This is a genomic window from Pseudomonas alcaligenes (assembly GCF_014490745.1).
Lineage (GTDB): Bacteria > Pseudomonadota > Gammaproteobacteria > Pseudomonadales > Pseudomonadaceae > Aquipseudomonas > Aquipseudomonas alcaligenes_C.
On the sequence record NZ_LZEU01000001.1, the window covers coordinates 739,342 to 755,460 of the forward strand.

General features: G+C 68.1%; 16 protein-coding genes. 5 read left to right on the plus strand and 11 right to left on the minus strand.

Annotated elements, in window-relative coordinates; translation table 11 throughout:
• The first annotated feature begins 173 nt into the window (after positions 1-173).
• From A9179_RS03290 to A9179_RS03300, 3 genes are all read left to right on the plus strand, one after another.
• Complete coding sequence (locus A9179_RS03290) at positions 174-2,558, plus strand: hybrid sensor histidine kinase/response regulator (protein WP_187804435.1); 2,385 nt, start codon at positions 174-176, stop codon at positions 2,556-2,558.
• Positions 2,559-2,668: 110 nt separating this feature from the next.
• Entirely contained in the window at positions 2,669-3,304 is a 636-nt protein-coding gene (locus A9179_RS03295; RefSeq protein ID WP_187804436.1) for a TetR/AcrR family transcriptional regulator, read from the plus strand.
• A 1-nt stretch (position 3,305) separates the two neighbouring features.
• Complete coding sequence (locus tag A9179_RS03300) at positions 3,306-4,955, plus strand: acyl-CoA dehydrogenase family protein (protein WP_187804437.1); 1,650 nt, start codon at positions 3,306-3,308, stop codon at positions 4,953-4,955.
• 39 nt (positions 4,956-4,994) lie between these two features.
• Here A9179_RS03300 and A9179_RS03305 read toward each other — a convergent pair whose 3' ends face one another.
• The 6 genes from A9179_RS03305 to A9179_RS03330 all read right to left on the minus strand — a co-directional run bounded on the left by A9179_RS03305 (position 4,995) and on the right by A9179_RS03330 (position 10,173).
• The gene (locus A9179_RS03305; RefSeq protein ID WP_187804438.1) at positions 4,995-5,660 is read right to left on the minus strand and encodes a YoaK family protein; all 666 of its coding nucleotides are present in this window, start codon (positions 5,658-5,660) and stop codon (positions 4,995-4,997) included.
• 179 nt (positions 5,661-5,839) lie between these two features.
• On the minus strand, positions 5,840-6,607 hold the full coding sequence (locus A9179_RS03310) for a hypothetical protein (protein ID WP_187804439.1): 768 nt from the start codon (positions 6,605-6,607) through the stop codon (positions 5,840-5,842).
• Positions 6,608-6,665: 58 nt separating this feature from the next.
• Positions 6,666-7,820, minus strand: coding sequence for an MFS transporter (locus A9179_RS03315; protein WP_187804440.1), 1,155 nt, complete (start codon positions 7,818-7,820; stop codon positions 6,666-6,668).
• Positions 7,821-7,945: 125 nt separating this feature from the next.
• Positions 7,946-8,089 (minus strand): hypothetical protein, encoded by a 144-nt coding sequence (locus A9179_RS03320; RefSeq protein ID WP_187804441.1) that lies wholly within the window; start codon positions 8,087-8,089, stop codon positions 7,946-7,948.
• Between the two features lie 99 nt (positions 8,090-8,188).
• The gene (locus tag A9179_RS03325) at positions 8,189-9,211 is read right to left on the minus strand and encodes a lipase secretion chaperone (protein WP_187804442.1); all 1,023 of its coding nucleotides are present in this window, start codon (positions 9,209-9,211) and stop codon (positions 8,189-8,191) included.
• A 44-nt stretch (positions 9,212-9,255) separates the two neighbouring features.
• Entirely contained in the window at positions 9,256-10,173 is a 918-nt protein-coding gene (locus tag A9179_RS03330) for a lipase family alpha/beta hydrolase (RefSeq protein ID WP_187804443.1), read from the minus strand.
• Positions 10,174-10,424: 251 nt separating this feature from the next.
• Here A9179_RS03330 and amn point away from each other — a divergent pair, with 251 nt between their 5' ends.
• Positions 10,425-11,900: an AMP nucleosidase gene (gene amn, locus A9179_RS03335; RefSeq protein WP_187804444.1), complete on the plus strand. Its 1,476-nt coding sequence runs from the start codon at positions 10,425-10,427 to the stop codon at positions 11,898-11,900.
• A gap of 154 nt (positions 11,901-12,054) precedes the next feature.
• Here amn and A9179_RS03340 read toward each other — a convergent pair whose 3' ends face one another.
• Positions 12,055-12,507, minus strand: coding sequence for a GNAT family N-acetyltransferase (locus A9179_RS03340; protein ID WP_187804445.1), 453 nt, complete (start codon positions 12,505-12,507; stop codon positions 12,055-12,057).
• 61 nt (positions 12,508-12,568) lie between these two features.
• Positions 12,569-13,600, minus strand: coding sequence for an NADPH-dependent aldehyde reductase Ahr (gene ahr / locus A9179_RS03345; RefSeq protein ID WP_187804446.1), 1,032 nt, complete (start codon positions 13,598-13,600; stop codon positions 12,569-12,571).
• 140 nt (positions 13,601-13,740) lie between these two features.
• Between ahr and A9179_RS03350 the strand changes: the two genes are divergently transcribed.
• Positions 13,741-14,370, plus strand: coding sequence for a pseudouridine synthase (locus A9179_RS03350; RefSeq protein WP_262410519.1), 630 nt, complete (start codon positions 13,741-13,743; stop codon positions 14,368-14,370).
• A gap of 70 nt (positions 14,371-14,440) precedes the next feature.
• Here the strand turns inward: A9179_RS03350 and A9179_RS03355 are convergent, their stop codons facing one another.
• The 3 genes from A9179_RS03355 to A9179_RS03365 all read right to left on the minus strand — a co-directional run bounded on the left by A9179_RS03355 (position 14,441) and on the right by A9179_RS03365 (position 16,032).
• Positions 14,441-14,659: a DUF2788 domain-containing protein gene (locus A9179_RS03355; RefSeq protein ID WP_187804447.1), complete on the minus strand. Its 219-nt coding sequence runs from the start codon at positions 14,657-14,659 to the stop codon at positions 14,441-14,443.
• A 92-nt stretch (positions 14,660-14,751) separates the two neighbouring features.
• A complete protein-coding gene (locus tag A9179_RS03360) occupies positions 14,752-15,231 on the minus strand; it encodes an Lrp/AsnC family transcriptional regulator (protein ID WP_187804448.1) in 480 nt (159 codons plus the stop codon).
• Between the two features lie 381 nt (positions 15,232-15,612).
• Positions 15,613-16,032 (minus strand): MAPEG family protein, encoded by a 420-nt coding sequence (locus tag A9179_RS03365; protein ID WP_187804449.1) that lies wholly within the window; start codon positions 16,030-16,032, stop codon positions 15,613-15,615.
• Positions 16,033-16,119: the final 87 nt, after the last annotated feature.

Below are 16,119 nucleotides of genomic sequence, written 5' to 3' on the forward strand. Positions count from 1 at the left end.
CCACTTGGCGGCGGAGCGCCCAAACCGCGGGCATGAAAGTTGTCCCGGTGGGTGGCTTTTTCCATCCGGGCGCTGTGCTAGAGTGCCGCCATTAGAATAGATGGACGCTGCGCCACACCCTGCGCGAGAGGAGGGCTCTCCGGTGCTGGTCGCCAGAGTCATTGCGGGGCGGCATGCGCTACGGTCTCATCCTGATTTTCTGGCTGTTCAGTTCGCTGGCGGTCGCCGTCGAATTCGACGAACACACGCGCTACATCACTCTCGGCCCGCTGATGCAGGTGTTCGAGGATGTGCGCGGCGATGCGACCATCGAAGAGGTCAGCTCGGCCGCGCTCGACGCCAGCTTCCGTACCAACGGCAAACCGGTGCTCAACGCCGGCTATTCGCGCTCGGTGTTCTGGCTGCGTGTCGACCTGCTGTACCGCCCGCTCGGCCCCGGCGCCTCGCCGCCCTGGCTGCTGGAGCTGGCCTACCCGCCGCTGGATCACCTCGACCTCTACCTGCCCGATGGCGCCGGCGGCTACCGCCTGGCCCAGCGCACCGGCGACACCCTGCCGTTCGCCAGCCGGCAGATCAAACAGAACAACTACCTGTTCGCCCTCGACCTGCCGCCGAACCAGCTGCAGCGCGTCTACCTGCGGGTGCAGAGCCAGGGGTCGATGCAGATGCCGCTCGGCCTGTGGTCGGGCCAGGCGTTCATCGAGGAGCAGCCGGCGCGCATCTACGTGCTGGGCATCATCTACGGCGTGCTGCTGGTGATGCTGGTGTACAACCTGTTCATCTTCTTGAGCGTCAGAGATACCAGCTACCTCTACTACATCCTCTACATCGCCTCGTTCGGCCTGTACCAGGTCTCGGTCAACGGCGCCGGGGTGCAGTACTTCTGGCCTGACAGTCCCTGGTGGGCGAACGTCTCCACACCCTTCCTGATCGGTTCGGCGGCGCTGTTCGGCTGCCAGTTCGCCCGCAGCTTCCTGCACACCGCCGAGCACAGCCCGTGGATCGACCGCTCCCTGCGCCTGCTGATGGCCATCGGTGCGCTGGTCATGCTGCTGGCGCTCAGCGTCAGCTATGCGGTGTCGCTGCGGGTCGCCACCTACCTGGCCCTGCTGTTCACCGTGGTGATCTTTACTGCCGGGATTCGCGCCTGGCTGCGCGGCATGCGGGTGGCGCGCTACTTCATTTTCGCCTGGAGCGCCTTCCTGATCGGCGGAGTGATCAACACCCTGATGGTGCTGGGCCTGCTGCCCTATACCTTCTTCACCATGTACGCCAGCCAGTTCGGCTCGGCGCTGGAAGTGGGGCTGCTGTCCCTGGCCCTGGCCGACCGCATCAACGCCATGAAGGAAGAGCGCACGCGCATCCTGCAGCAGGCCAGCGGCGAACTGGAGCAGCTCAACCGCGAGCTGGCCGACAGCAACCGCCTGAAGGACGAGTTCCTCGCCACCGTGACCCACGAGCTGCGCACGCCGATGAACGGGGTGATCGGCTCCCTCGAGCTGATGCAGACGGTCAAGCTCGACGTCGAGCTGGAGCAGTACCAGAGAACCGCCGCCAGCTCGGCGCGTGACATGATGCGCATGGTCAATGACATACTCGCCCTCACCGAGTTGCAGGCCGGCAAGCTCTACCCGCGGCGCGAGCCGTTCAGCCTGCGCGGCCTGTTCGACGGCCTGCGTGCGCAGTACAGCACGCGTGCCCAGGACAAGGGGCTGGCCTTCACCCTGGAGCTGGAGGACGGCCTGCCCGACACCCTCGAAGGCGACGCCGCCAAGCTGGCCCAGGCGCTGGGCTACCTGCTCGACAACGCCATCAAGTTCACTCCCCAGGGCCACGTGCTGCTGCGGGTCGGCGCGGCCGGGCCGCTGTCCGGCGAGCTGCCGCTGCGCATCGAGGTGATCGACAGCGGCATCGGTTTCAGTGCGCCGGCCGATGGCAGTCTGTACCAGCGCTTCAAGCAGCTGGACGGCTCGATGACCCGTCAGTACGGCGGCCTCGGTATCGGCCTGGCGATCTGCCGGCAGCTGGTCGAGCTGCTCGGCGGCAGCCTGCAGCACCAGTCCAGCCCCGGCCAGGGCAGCGCCTTTGCCGTGACCCTGGCGCTCAACCTGCCGATCCAGCCGCGCGAGCCGCTGGCCAGCCAGCGCCGCGGCGGCGGGGTGCCGCGCCGGCATCCGGAGCAGTGCACGGTGCTGATCGTCGAGGACAACCCGATCAACCAACTGGTGACCCGCGGCATGCTGCTCAAGCTCGGCTACCGGGTGCGCACCGCCGATGACGGTGCCCAGGCCCTGGAGCGGTTGCGCGAGGAAGCGGTGGATGCGGTGCTGCTGGACTGCCAGATGCCGGTGATGGACGGCTTCGCCACCTGCCGCGCGCTGCGCGCCATGCCCGGCTGCGCCAGCCTGCCGGTGCTGGCGATCACCGCCCACAGCCACAGCGGCGACCGCGAACGCTGCCTGGCCGCGGGCATGAGCGACTACATGGCCAAGCCGGTGAAGTTCCTCGAGCTGCAGACCCTGCTGCACGACTGGGTGCTGTGCCAGGCGCCCAGCTGAGGCTTTCCTATCGTTAACAACGATTCGGCCGCAATTTGGCCGATTCGTCGTTTCTCTCAAGAAGTGAATCGTGATTCACTGAGCTGAATTCATGAACAGGGATTCAGCTCATGGCCTATCGCACCACCGCCGCGCGTCTCGATCGCGCCCAGGAACTGCGTGAACGCATCGTTGCCTGCGCCCATGCCCGAGTCGCCGAAGGCGGCTTCGCCAGCCTTACCATGCAGGCCCTGGCCGAGGACGCTGGCATCGCCACCGGCAGCCTATACCGCCACTTCAGTGGCAAGGGCGAGCTGGCAGCTGAAGTGTTCAGCAACGCCTGCCGCATCGAGGTCGAGGTGCTCGGCGAGGTGCTGCGCGGCCCCGGCACGGCGGCCGCGCGCCTGGCAGCCGGGCTGGAGCAGTTCGCCGCCCGCGCCTGGCACAGCCGGCGTCTGGCCTTTGCGCTGATTGCCGAGCCGGTCGAACCGGAAGTCGACGAGCAGCGCCTGCTGTTTCGCGAAGCCTATGCCGAGCTGTTCATCGAACTGCTCGCCGAGGGCGTGCGTAGTGGCGAGTTCCGCGTGACCCAGCTGCCCCTGGTGGCTGCCTGCCTGGTCGGTGCCATTGCCGAAGCCCTGGTCGGCCCGCTGTCGCCACCGGCGCGGGCGGCCCGCGATGCCGGCCTGCCGGCGGTGGATCTGGCCACCGTCAGCCAATCCCTCACTACTTTCTGTCTGCGCGCCGTCGGCGCCCCGGAGTCCTGAAATGTCCCTGCAGCAGTTCGCCGAAACCCACGACGTGTTCAATCAGGTGCCCTCGCTGGATGGCGCCAACCTGTACCGCGTCGACCTGCCGCTGCAGGAGTGGATCCGCCGCTACGACGGCGGTTGGGCCGAGGACAAGTTGAACACCTACGGCGCCCTGGCCGGCGGCCCGCTGATGCAGGCCGGCTTCCTGGCCAACGAGCACAAGCCGCAGTTCAAGACCCACGACCGCTACGGCAATCGCATCGACCTGGTGGAATTCCACCCGGCCTATCACGAGCTGATGCGCACGGCCGTCGAGCACGGTCTGCCGTCGTTGCCCTGGGTCGACCCGCGCGCCGGTGCGCATGTCGCCCGTGCTGGCCTCACCTACCTGCACAGCCAGGCCGAGGCCGCCAGCGGCTGCCCGCTGACCATGACCTTCGCCGCCGTGCCGGCCCTGCGCCTGCAGCCGGAGATCGCCGAGGTGTGGGTGCCGAAGATCCTCTCCACCGAGTACGACCCGCGTAATGTCGGCATCGAACAGAAGGCCGGCGTCACCATCGGCATGGCCATGACCGAGAAGCAGGGCGGCACCGACGTGCGCGCCAACACCACCCGCGCCTACCCGGTGGGTATCGGCGGCCCGGGCCAGGCCTACGAGCTGGTCGGCCACAAGTGGTTCTGCTCGGCGCCGATGTGCGACGCCTTCCTCACCCTGGCGCAGACCGACAAGGGCCTGTCCTGCTTCCTGCTGCCGCGCCACCGCCCGGACGGCACGCGCAACCAGTTCTACGTGCAGCGCCTGAAGAACAAGCTGGGCAACTGGGCCAACGCCTCCAGCGAGGTGGAATACCGCGGCGCCCTGGCCTGGATGATCGGCGAGGAAGGTCGCGGCGTGCCGACCATCATCGAGATGGTGGCGATGACCCGTTTCGACTGCATGGTCGGCTCCAGCAGCCTGATGCGCCAGGCCCTGACCCAGGCCGCGCACCACTGCGCGCACCGCAAGGTCGGCGGCAAGCTGCTGGCCGACCAGCCGCTGATGCAGAACGTACTGGCCGACCTGGCGCTGGAGAGCGAGGCCGCCCTGGCCCTGTCGATGCGCATGGGTCGCGCCCTCGACCACCTGCATGACGAGCAGGAGGACAAGTTCGCCCGCCTGGTCACCGCCATCGGCAAGTACTGGATCTGCAAGCGCGCGCCGGAGATGGTCTACGAGGCCAGCGAGTGCATGGGCGGTGCCGGCTATGTCGAGGAGACCATCCTCCCGCGGCTGTACCGCGAGGCACCGGTCAACTCGATCTGGGAAGGCTCGGGCAACGTGCAGTGCCTGGACGTGCTGCGCGCCCTGTCCAAGGAGGCCGGGGTGCTCGACGTGCTGTTCGCCGAGCTGGGCGACGGCCATGGCGACGCGCGCCTGAAGGCGCATATCCAGCGGCTCAAGGCCGACTTCAGCGATACCGCCGAGATCCAGTACCGCGCCCGTCAGCTCACCGAGGACGTGGCCGTCGGCCTGCAGGCCAAGCTGCTGCTGGAGGCCGGTAACAGCACGGTGAGCGATGCCTTTATCGCCAGCCGCCTGGAGGGGCGTGGCCGGGTCTATGGCACCCTGCCGCGCGGCGTCGATGTCGAGGCGCTGGTGGCGCGCAGCACCCCGCATCTGGTCTGAGCAGCGTCGGCGCCCCCTAAGGACGCTCGTTGTCGGCGCTCAGGCGTGGCGCTGTTGCCGCCAGTAGAGCAGGTAGACCAGCGCCAGCAGTGCGGCCATGCCGGCCGGGCCGAGCAGGGCGCGGTAGTGCCAGGCGCCGTAGCCGAGGGCGCCGAGCAGGCCGCCGCCGATAAAACCGGCGATCAGGATCAGGTACAGCAGGATGCGCCGGCGATCCGCCGGCTGTCCGCGCAGCTTGAGGCCGAGCATGATGCCGAGGTCGGTGAACAGCCCGGTGACGTGGGTGGTGCGCACCACCGCGCCGCTGTAGGTGCTGGTCATGGCGTTCTGCAGGCCGCAGGCGGCCGAGGCCAGGTAGTGGCCGAAGTCGCTGCCGCGCTCCAGCATCAGCATCGCCAGCAGCAAGGCCAGGCTCTCGGCCAGCAGCGCCACGCTGTAACGGCGGCCGAGCTTGAGCGACTGGTTGCCGATCACGCAGCCGCTGATGGCTGCCCCCAGCACGAAACTCAGCAGGATCAGCAGCAGGTGCAGGGCCGCCGCCGCGTCGCCCCGGGCCAGCTCGACGCCGAGCAGGCTGGAGCTGCCGGACAGGTGCGACACGCCCTGGTGGTTGAAGCCGAGCAGGGCGATGGCGTTGACGCCGCCGGCGATCAGCGCCAGGCAGAAGCCGCCGACCTCCACCCAGCGCGGTAGTTTGTGGATCATGGGCAGGCACCCTGCGTGACGTGGGCGTGCCCCCGCACGCCGCTTGCGCTGTTATGCCCGATTCGCTGGCGGGCGGCCAGTCGCGGGTTGCCGGGGGACTGTTGCGTAGGGTCCGCGGTGCGCTCCGAGAGGCCCGCAGGGTGCGCCTGGCGCACCCTGCGGGAGGAGCGGGCCGGTGCTCAGCGGCGCTGCCAGGTCATCTGCCCGGTATTGCTTTCGGTGACCAGGAACGGCTCGCTGAAGTGGTAGCGGGCCGCCGGCTGGTACTCGCGGCTGCCCTGCAGCTGCACCAGCAGCAGGCCGTCGGCACTGCGCCAGCGCCCGCTGTACTGCAGCTCGCCGGGGCGGTCGTAACTCCATTCGCTGCCGCCGGCCACCGTGCGCCGCCACTGGTCGATGCTGCCGTCGGCGCGGATGCGCAGGGTGGTCACGCTGCTCAGTGAGGCGAATTCCTCGCCGCTGCTGGTGGTCATCTGCTCGTAGATCCAGGTGCCCACCAGCGCCGGATCCTGATCCGGGTTGACCGGCACCGTGGCCAGCTCGGTGGCCGCTACCGCAGTGGGGCCGGCGCTCGGGGGCGGCTCGTCAGCCACTGCCATGCGCTGGAACAGCGCCTCGCGCACCAGGGTCTGGCCATTGCCCGGATCGCGCGCGGCGATGCTGGCATTGAGCATGTCGCTGGCGTAGTTGGCGTTCATGTTGGCCAGCACCTGGCCGCTGCGTGGGTCGCTGATCTGCGCCTGCAGGGTCTGGCCGTCGAACTGGCCGCGCAGATTCAGGCGCAGGCGGTGGTTCTCGATGTACTCGCCGCTGACCTCGGCGTCCTGGCTGTGCAGGATCAGCTCGGCCGGCTGGCCGTCGAGGGTGGCCTGGTAATGGCCGTCCAGCTCGCTGGCCAGGGCGGGCTGGAGGAGGGTGAGCAGGCACAGGATGGACAGGACGCGCACGGGCGAACTCCTAAGCGGGCATAGGCCAAGCCTAGATCGCCGCGGCGCGTCCTGCCGCTCAGGCGATGCGGGCGACCGTGCTGCGCTGGCCAGTGCCGATGGCGGTGACCACGAACAGCGCCGCCGCCAGGCCCAGGGCCAGCGGCAGACCCTGCGGGCTGCTGGCCATCAGGCTGCCACTGAGTAGCGGGCCGAGCAGGCTGCCGACGCCCCACAGTAGACCGACGCTGGCGTTGGCGGTGACCAGGTCGGCGCCGCGAAAGCGCTCGCCGATCAGCACCAGAGCCAGGGTGTAGACCCCGCCGGCCACCGCGCCGAGCAACGCCAGGGCCGGCCACAGCAGGGCCGGCGTCTCGATCAGCCAGGGCAGCGCGCAGCCGATCAGCAGTGCCAGCACGCCACACAGCAGGTGCAGGTGGCTGCGCACCCAGCGATCCGACAGCCAGCCCAGCGGCACCTGGCAGAGCATGTCGCCGAGCAGGATCACCGTGACCATCAGCGCGGCAATGCCGATGGCATAGCCGTGGCCGGCCGCGTACACCGGAAACAGCGACAGCACCACGCTATCGAAGAAGGCGAAGAACAGCACGCCGGTGCACAGCGCCGGGGCGACGCGGAAGAAGCCGGCCAGGGAGAAGCTGCGCGGCTCGTCGTGGGCCGGCTCGGCCCAGCTGGCCGGCAGGCTGTGCCAGATCAGCGCCAGGGCCAGCAGGTTGGCCAGGGTGACCACGGCCACCAGCCAGGGACTCTGCGCACCGAGCAGGCTGATCAGCGCCGGGCCGAGCAGCTGGCAGCCGGTGAAGCAGGCGGCATACAGTGCCACCAGCTGGCCACGCTTGCGCTCCTCGCACAATTCGTTGACCCAGGATTCGCCGAGGATCACCGCCACGCCCATGCCGATGCCCAGCACCAGGCGCGCGCCGGCCAGCAGGTAGAGCGAGTCGGGTAACCACTCCAGGGCGCTGGTGCTGAAGGCGCACAGGGCAAAGCACAGCAGGTACAGGCGGCGCCCGCTCAGGCGTTTGCTCAGCGGGGCGACCAGGAACGCGGCGAGGATCATGCCGGCGGCCGGCATGGCCGAGAGCAGGCCGATCTGCAGCGGCGAGGCGCCACCTTCGAGCAGGCGCAGGGCCACCAGCGGCAGGGTTGCGCCCATGCTCAGGCCGATCACGGACACGGCGAAGATGAGGACGCCGAGCAACCAACGGTTCATGTGTTTCTCCTGCCCGTTACGGCCCGGGCCTGGCCAAAATGCGACGGATACCGACGCGGCAGGGCACGGCGGCACAGGGAATGACGGCAACGGGAGCGGCAGCGCGGGGCGCGCGGCCGAGTGCCTCAGCGCAGGCTGGCGGGCGGGGAGAAGGTGAAGGCGAACAGCACGCTGCGCCGGCGCTTGAGCTTGGCGTCGCGCGGCCAGGTGCGCGCCAGCAGCCGCGGGTCGGGCTGGGCAGAGCAGGGCTGGTGGGCGAGCGAAAGCATCGGGGCGCTGTGGGTCGGGCTGCGAGGGGCGCGAAGTCTAGGCTGCCTGCCGGTGCGGGTCAATCCGTAACCGGCAGGTGGTATTCAGTCCGTCCGTGACTAGTTCACCGGGGTGCTGTCCATGATTTCCACTCGCCGCTGCTCATCGGCACGAAACATCTGCTGGCGCAGCTCGTCCAGTTGGCGCTGGCGATCCTCGCTGGCCAGGGCCGCGTGGCGCAGGTTGTCGGCCTGCACCCGGTAGTCGCGGTAGCGCAGCTGCAGATCCTGTTCCGCCTGGCGTTCGGCAAGCAGGCGCTCGACCACCTCCGGCTCGTACAGCTGGCCCAGCTGGCCGCGCAGCTGCTGAGCATCCTGCGGGCTGTCGAGCAGCTGGCGGGTCTGTTCGGCCAGTTGCTGCTGCTCGGCATAGCGCTGGCGGCTGGCCTGGATCGCCGGCGGCAGCTGGCGCTCCAGTTCGGCCAGGGCCTGCTCGCGGCTGGCCGGGTCGCTGTTGCCGGCCAGCAGCTCCATGCGCGCCAGGCTGTAGTTGCCGTAGGCCTCCTCGTCGGCGAAGAAGGCCTGCGCCACCTCTGCGCCGAGGTAGTGGCGACGCATCTGCTGCAGCTGTTCGCCGACCTGGCGCAGCAGTGCCAGCTGGGCCGCCGGGTCGTGCTGCTGCTCGGCGCTGAGCGGGGCGTCCAGCAGCGCCAGCACGGCCTGCTTGTACTGCAGGTAGTGGTCGAGCAACTGGCCGAGCTGCTGGCGGGCCTTGGGTGCGAGCCGTGGCTGGGCGTCGGCATAGAGGGCGGCGGTGGCCCGGGGCAGGCCGACCAGGTCGGCGCGGCTGAGGAAGTAGTCGAGGTAGTCGCGCAGGGCGAGGTCGATCAGCAGGTCGCCGTGTTCGTCCTCGCGTACGGCGCCATCGGTGTGGGTATCGCCGGGAGCGGCAGCCCTGGCGGCGGGGGCTGTCTGGAGCGGCGTGGTCGTGACGGCGGGCGCTGCCGCCGCGCTGCTCGCCAGGCGTGGCAGCGGGCTGGGCTGCGGCAGTTCGGGGGCCAGCAGCAGGGGCATGGCCAGGGGCACAAGGGCGCCGAGCAGCAGGGCGGCAGCCAGTACGGCAAGCAGTCTGGGATTGAGCATGCGTGCTTCCTGAAAGTGCGCCGCCGGGCGGCGGCGCGTGGGGGTCAGATGCCTTTGCCCTGCAGGCGGTTGGCGTGCTGGCGGTACAGCGACACGGGGTCGGTCAGGCCGCGCAGGCCGAACATCTGGTTGACCTCGTCCATGTGGTTCATGTTGTAGCTGTCACCGATCACCAGGCCCAGGTAGCTGCTGCAGACGCCGACCAGGCCATCGTTCTTCTCGCTGCCGTAGAGGGCGCTGAGGGTCAGCAGGGACGCGTCGATCACGTCCAGGGCGTTGGTGTAGGGCGCGTTGCCCGTCCACGAGTAGTAGCGGATCGGATAGCCGTTGACGCTCTGTAGCTCGCTGGACTTGGCGCAGCTGCTGGCAGTGTTCACCCCCCAGGGATACTTCTTGGTCAGCGCCGCGCTGCCGCTGGTGCTCAGGCTGTAGAGCGCGGCCTCGGCGTCCTGCTGGTGGTAGTTGCCGGAGAGGATGCCGACCAGGTAGCCGGTGGCTTCGGCGTAGGCGGTGGTCCAGATGCTGGTGCCCTGGGCATCGGCGGCCTTGGCGCCCTTGTTGACACCGCCGACCGAGGTCACCGAGGCCACCAGATCCGGGCGCAGGCCGGCAGCCACGCGGGCGGTCGGAGCGCCCTGGCTGTGGCCGATCAGGTTGACCTTGCCGCCGCCCGCCGCGGCCCAGGGGATCATCTGCTTGACCAGCTCTGCGCCGCGCTGCTCGCTGCTGTTGAAGGCAGCCACGCTGGCGACATACACCTTGGCGCCGCTGCGCTCGAGGTTGAAGGGCACGGTGTAGAAGTAGTCGTACAGTCCGGCGATGCTGTCATAGCCCGTCAGGCCATGGACCAGCACGATGGGGTACTTGGTCTGGGTGTAGCCGGCCGCCTGGAGCGGCTGGGCGAGGCTCAGGCAGGCCAGGCTGGCCACGCCCGCCAGGGCGAGCTTGTTGAGGTTGGGCATGTGTTGGGTCTCCGCATATTGTTCTTGTTGAGGCCGGGAGACTGCATCCGGCTGCGCAATCTAGGAGCAACAGGGGCCGCGCTCCAATCGTGCCAAAGAGGGTTTTCGCCGGGGTGCGGGGCTACTCCCGGCAGGGAGGGGGAGTGGCGAAAAGGAGTGAGCGGGGCTGTCCCTCCTGCACTTGCCCGGCTGGCGGCGCGGCGGCGGATAGGCGCAAGATAGGGCCATCCCAGCCGCCAGGAAGCTGCCCCGTGTCTGCCATCGCCTCCAGTGAATTTGTTGTCGCCGCCACCGCCGAGGAAGCCGTCGAGCACCTTGCCGCCCTGCACCGCCAGGCCACCGGGGCGCTGAGCCAGGCGCTGCGCAATTACCTCAAGGAGCGCGTGCAGCCCGGCGAGGCCGAGCGCGCGCTGTTCCGTTACCCCGAGCTGCGCCTGACCTACCTGTGCCAGGGCGAGGTGCCGAGCAGCGTGCGTGCCTATGCCAAGGTGCAGGTGCCGGGCACCTACCGGGTCACCGTGACCCAGCCGGATGCCTTCCGTGGCTACCTGCTCGACCAGCTGCGCCCGCTGATGGAAGACTTCACCGTGACCGTGGAAGTCGGCTTCAGCCAGCAGAACATTCCCTATCCCTACGTGGTCGAGCAGGGTGACGAGCTGGCCGGTTCCGGGGTGACCGCCGCCGAGCTGGCGCGGGTATTCCCCAGCACCGACCTGTCCGCCGCCACCGACTCGGTGGCCGACGGCCTGTATGGCTGGGGCGACAGCAGCGACCTGCCGCTGGCGCTGTTCGACGCGGCGCGCACCGACTTCTCGCTCAAGCGCATCCAGCACTACACCGGCAGCGACTGGCGCCATGTGCAGCCGTGGATCCTGCTGACCAACTACCACCGCTACGTCGACCAGTTCATCCGCCATGGCCTGGAGCAGCTGCGCGACAACCCGCGCTTCGTGCGCATGGTGTTGCCGGGCAACGTGATCATCGAACGCGGCACCTCGGAAGAAGACGCCCAGGCGGTGGCCGACGCGGTGGTCTGGCATCGCTACCAGATGCCGGCCTACCACCTGATCGCCAACGACGGTCACGGCATCACCCTGGTCAACATCGGCGTCGGCCCGTCCAACGCCAAGAACATCACCGACCACCTGGCCGTGCTGCGCCCGCACTGCTGGCTGATGATCGGTCACTGCGGTGGCCTGCGCCAATCGCAGACTATCGGTGATTACGTGCTGGCCCACGCCTATATGCGCCGCGATGGCATCCTCGACCGGGTACTGCCGCCGCATATTCCGATCCCGGCCCTGGCCGAAGTGCAGCAGGCCTTGCAGGAGGCGGCTGCGACCGTCACTGGGGAGAAGGGCGAGACCCTGAAGAAGCGCCTGCGTACCGGCACCGTGCTGACCTACGACGACCGCAACTGGGAGCTGCACTGGGCCCACGAGCGGCCGCTGATCAACCTGGCCCGAGCGGTGGCGGTGGACATGGAAAGCGGCACCATCGCCGCTCAGGGTTACCGCCTGCGGGTGCCCTACGGCACCCTGCTGTGCGTGTCGGACAAGCCGCTGCACAGCGAGATCAAGCTGCCCGGCTCGGCCACCGGCTTCTACCAGCGCGCGGTCAGTCAGCACCTGTCGATCGGCATTGCCGCCCTCGACCTGCTGCGCTGCCAGCTCGACTCGCTGCACTCGCGCAAGCTGCGCAGCTTCGACGAGCCGCCGTTCCGCTGAGAGCCTGTTCAAAGGCTGCTGCGCGTCGGCCATGCTGCGTTGAAATCGGCCTCAGAATGCTCATTTACTACTCGTAAACTGCGCTTCTTCGCCCAATTTCGCCTTGCCTGGCTCTAGCTCGCGAGCCTTTGAAAAGGCTCTTAGGGCGCGGCCGTCAAAGGCCCAGGTGCAGGATCGGGAAGGGGCGGCCGCCGCCATCCACTGCTGAGCGACGCAGCACCCTGAAGCCCTGGCTCAGGTAGAAGCCCAGGGCCTTGGGGTTCTGCTCGTTGACGTCGACCAGGGTCGCGCCCAGGCGCTCGATGGCATCGCCCAGCAGCGCGCTGCCGATGCCGCTGCCGTGGGCTTGAGGCTCGACGAAAAGCATTTCCACCTTGCCCTCGGCATAGCCGAGAAAGCCGGCGACCGGCGTCCCGGCGACCCGGCCATCCGCGGCGCGCACGCAGCTCAGCTGCAGCTGGGGGAAGTACTGCTCGACCAGCAGCGGCTTGAGCACCTGGATGTCGTGTTCTTCGAGAAAGTCATGGCTGGCGCGCACCGCTGCCTCCCAGACCTCGAGCAGGCGCGGCAGGTCGCTGCTGCTGGGTGTTTCGATCAGGTGCGGCATAAGGGGGATCACCTGGGGCAGAAAAACAGGGGCGGATCATGCCGGCGATCCGCCCCGTCTGTCACTTGCTGGCGTCCAGCACCACCCGGTAGCGTGCCTTGCCGGCACGCAGGTGGTCGATGGCCTGGTTGACCTGGCTCATCGGGAAGATCTCCACCTGCGGCAGGATCTGATGGCGGGCGCAGAACTCCAGCATGGTCGCCATATGTGCCGGTGAACCCACCGGCGAGCCGGACAGGCTCTTCTGCTGCGGGATCAGGCTGAACACGTGCACCGGAATGGCATTCGGCGCGATGCCGACGAAGTGCAGGCGGCCCTTGCCGCGCAGGGTGGCGAGCAGGGCGTTCCAGTCCAGGTCGGCGCTGGCGGTGATCAGCAGAAAATCCAGGGTGCCGGCAATCGCCTTCAGCGCGGCGCTGTCGGTGGACGCCACCACCTTGTGCGCGCCGAGGCGCTGGGCTTCTTCCTGCTTGCTCAGCGAGGAGGTGAAGGCGGTGACTTCGCAACCCCAGGCATTGAGGAAGCGCAGGGCCAGGTGGCCGAGACCGCCGATACCGACCACGCCGACCCGGTCGGTGGGTTTGATGTCGTGCTCCAGCAGCGGCGCGAACACCGTGGAACCGCCGCAGAACAGCGGGCCGGCGGCGCTCGGCTCGAGGTTGTCCGGCAGGGCGATAGCCCAGGCCCAGTGAGAGCGCAGGCGATTGGCGAAGCCGCCGTTGCTGCCGACTATGGTCGGTTTCACTGTGCGGCACAGCTGGTGGGTGCCTTCCATGCAGGAGTGGCAGTGCATGCAGCTGCCCTTGTACCAGCCAATGCCGACCCGCTGGCCGAGCTTGAGGCCGCGCACCTGGTCGCCGACGCGAACCACCTTGCCGACCACCTCGTGGCCGGGAATGAAGGGGAAGCGTGCATTGCCCCACTCGTTGTCGATCATCGACTGGTCGGAGTGGCAGATGCCGCAGAACTCCACCGCCACTTCGACTTCCTCGGCGCCCAGCGGGCCGGGGTTGTAGTCGTAGGGTTCGAGGGCGGCGCCGGCGGCCTTGGCGGCCCAGCCGGTGAAGGTGTCGAGGACGGACTCGCTGCTCATCTGTGGCTCCTGGTTCGGGCGGAAAAACGATCTCGCCAGCATAGCCGCCCTGGCGCTCTAGCGGGGCATGATCAATGGCGCTGATAAGGCATCGGTCGGCTCGGTTACACTGCGCTTCCCCTTGCCTGATCGAACCTGCCATGTCGCGTCCGCCTCGCCCCTCCGCTCCCCGCCGCCCCGCCGGCAAACCGGCTCCACGCCGGGAGGCCAAGGCACCGCCGAGCGAACCGCGGCTGATCGTGCTGAACAAGCCGTTCGACGTGCTCACCCAGTTCCAGGACGAGCAGGGCCGCGCCACTCTCAAGGACTTCGTCAGCGTGCCTGGCGTCTACCCGGCCGGGCGCCTGGATCGCGACAGCGAAGGCCTGTTGCTGCTGACCAACGATGGCCGCCTGCAGGCGCGCATTGCCGACCCCAAGCACAAGCTGGCCAAGACCTACTGGGTGCAGGTGGAAGGCGAGCCGAGCGAGGAACAGCTGCGTCAGCTGCGCGAAGGCGTACAGCTCAACGACGGGCCGACCCTGCCGGCCGAGGCGCGCCGCCTGGATGAGCCGCAGCTGTGGGAACGCAACCCGCCGGTGCGTTTTCGCAAGAGCGTGCCGACCGCCTGGCTGGAACTGGTGATTCGCGAAGGGCGCAACCGTCAGGTACGGCGGATGACTGCTGCCGTGGGCCTGCCGACCCTGCGTCTGGTGCGGGTGCGGATCGGCCCGTGGAGCCTGGATGGCCTGCAGCCGGGCGAGTGGAAGGATCTGCTGCCGCAGCTGTAGCGGCAAGCGTAGGGCGGGTACAACCCGCGAGTGCGATCTACGCGGGTTACACCCACCCTACGGTGAGGCCTCAGCCGTGAATGCCGCGGGTCACTTCAATGATGTAGGTGATCAGCGGCTTGGCCAGGAAGGCGAACAGGCACAGGCCCAGGCCGAGGAACAGAATGGCGGTGCCGAGGCGGCCGGCTTTGGACTTCTTGGCCAGATCCCAGATGATGAAGAACATGAAGATCATCAGGCCGCCGACCAGCACGTACATCATCAGGTTTTCGAACTGTTCGGTTTCCATCGGGGACCTCGGGCGGCACTAGCGGACAACGGGGCGGCGATTATACGCGTCCCGTCCGCTTAAGCAGCAGGCATCGGTCGGCCCTGCGGCGATCAGCCGCGCAGGTGCTCCAGCGGCAGCTCGGTGCTGGCGATCACCGAGTCGAGCACGAAGCTGGAACGCACGCTGGTCACCCCTTCGATGCGGGTCAGCTGGCCGAGGAGGAATTTCTGGTAGTGATCCATGTCCGGCACCACCACCTTGAGCTGGTAGTCGGCGTCCATCCCGGTCACCAGGCTGCACTCCAGCACTTCCGGGCACTGGCGGATCACCGACTGGAAGTGTTCGAAGCGCTCCGGGGTGTGGCGATCCATGCCGATCAGGACGAAGGCGGTCAGGCTCAGGCCGAGCTTCTTGCGATCCAGCAGGGCCACCTGGCGGGCAATATAGCCGTCGTCTTCCAGCTGCTTGACCCGCCGCGAGCAGGGCGACGGCGACAGGCCGATGCGCTCGGCCAGCTCCTGGTTGGAGATGCGCGCATCGCGCTGCAGTTCGGCCAGAATGCGCAGGTCGTAGCGATCAAGCTTGTTCATTGGTTGCTCTTTTTCTTGATGGATTGCGCTGATGAATTTATCAGGGGTGAAAAATTGCGCAAGTTGCTATCTGTTGAGCAATATTCGCAATCCTGTGCCGGCGCTGGCTGGTTAAGCTTTCCCTCAGTTTCATGGCCCGGACGTATGTCCACCCGCAGCGCCCAATCAGGTGCCGCGGCGCCGGCGACCCTACCGGGTCGTGCAGGCTCCCGGGTCCGCACCGCCCAATCAGGCGGGCGAGGAAAGCGGCGACACGATCGTCAGTGCCGGACAAGAAAAAGGGGAGGCCAGGTGCCTCCCCTTTTTCTTGCCTGCAATTTAGCGAGTAGGGCGTGCCCTGTAAGGGCCAATCGGTCGCGGCCGGTGCGGGCGTTTGGCGACTCAGGCCAGCGCCGTCAGCCTGAGCAGCCACCAGACCATAATCAGCAGCTGCACCAGGAAGCCGGCAAAGCGCAGCCAGACGAACAGCGCGCTGGTGCTGATCAGGTGCATCAGCGCCTGGAACAGGCGCGCGCCGAGCAGGACGCCGGCCAGCGGGTCGGTGAGCGCGGTCTGCCCGCTGGCGATGGCGTACAGCAGCACGGCCGCCTGCATCGGCAGGTTCTCCAGGCAGTTGGCGTGGGCGCGCACCAGGCGCTGGCCGAAGCCGCTGGGGGTGTTGCTGCCGTCGGGGGCGAAGCCGTTGACCTGCATGCGCCCGCCGAGCACCAGCAGGCCACGCTGGTTGACCATCAGCAGGACGAGCAGCAGCGGCAGGGCGACCAGGCCGAGCAGGGCGAGGGCGGAAGAAGTGAGTGGCATGCGCGAATCCTCGATCTTGTTGTTGTGGGAGGGGCGCCAGTCTACGGGGTTTTAGAGTAATTGCTCTAGATGGTCGCGGTGCGTTTC

Coding starts and splice junctions, on each gene's coding strand:
- A9179_RS03355 (WP_187804447.1), bottom strand. CDS start 14,659: ATGGAAACCGAACAGTTCGAAAACCTGATGATGTACGTGCTGGTCGGC.
- A9179_RS03330 (WP_187804443.1), bottom strand. CDS start 10,173: ATGCCCAACCTCAACAAGCTCGCCCTGGCGGGCGTGGCCAGCCTGGCC.
- A9179_RS03365 (WP_187804449.1), bottom strand. CDS start 16,032: ATGCCACTCACTTCTTCCGCCCTCGCCCTGCTCGGCCTGGTCGCCCTG.
- A9179_RS03300 (WP_187804437.1), top strand. CDS start 3,306: ATGTCCCTGCAGCAGTTCGCCGAAACCCACGACGTGTTCAATCAGGTG.
- A9179_RS03350 (WP_262410519.1), top strand. CDS start 13,741: ATGTCGCGTCCGCCTCGCCCCTCCGCTCCCCGCCGCCCCGCCGGCAAA.
- A9179_RS03305 (WP_187804438.1), bottom strand. CDS start 5,660: ATGATCCACAAACTACCGCGCTGGGTGGAGGTCGGCGGCTTCTGCCTG.
- A9179_RS03320 (WP_187804441.1), bottom strand. CDS start 8,089: ATGCTTTCGCTCGCCCACCAGCCCTGCTCTGCCCAGCCCGACCCGCGG.
- A9179_RS03360 (WP_187804448.1), bottom strand. CDS start 15,231: ATGAACAAGCTTGATCGCTACGACCTGCGCATTCTGGCCGAACTGCAG.
- A9179_RS03290 (WP_187804435.1), top strand. CDS start 174: ATGCGCTACGGTCTCATCCTGATTTTCTGGCTGTTCAGTTCGCTGGCG.
- A9179_RS03295 (WP_187804436.1), top strand. CDS start 2,669: ATGGCCTATCGCACCACCGCCGCGCGTCTCGATCGCGCCCAGGAACTG.
- A9179_RS03325 (WP_187804442.1), bottom strand. CDS start 9,211: ATGCTCAATCCCAGACTGCTTGCCGTACTGGCTGCCGCCCTGCTGCTC.
- ahr (WP_187804446.1), bottom strand. CDS start 13,600: ATGAGCAGCGAGTCCGTCCTCGACACCTTCACCGGCTGGGCCGCCAAG.
- A9179_RS03340 (WP_187804445.1), bottom strand. CDS start 12,507: ATGCCGCACCTGATCGAAACACCCAGCAGCAGCGACCTGCCGCGCCTG.
- A9179_RS03315 (WP_187804440.1), bottom strand. CDS start 7,820: ATGAACCGTTGGTTGCTCGGCGTCCTCATCTTCGCCGTGTCCGTGATC.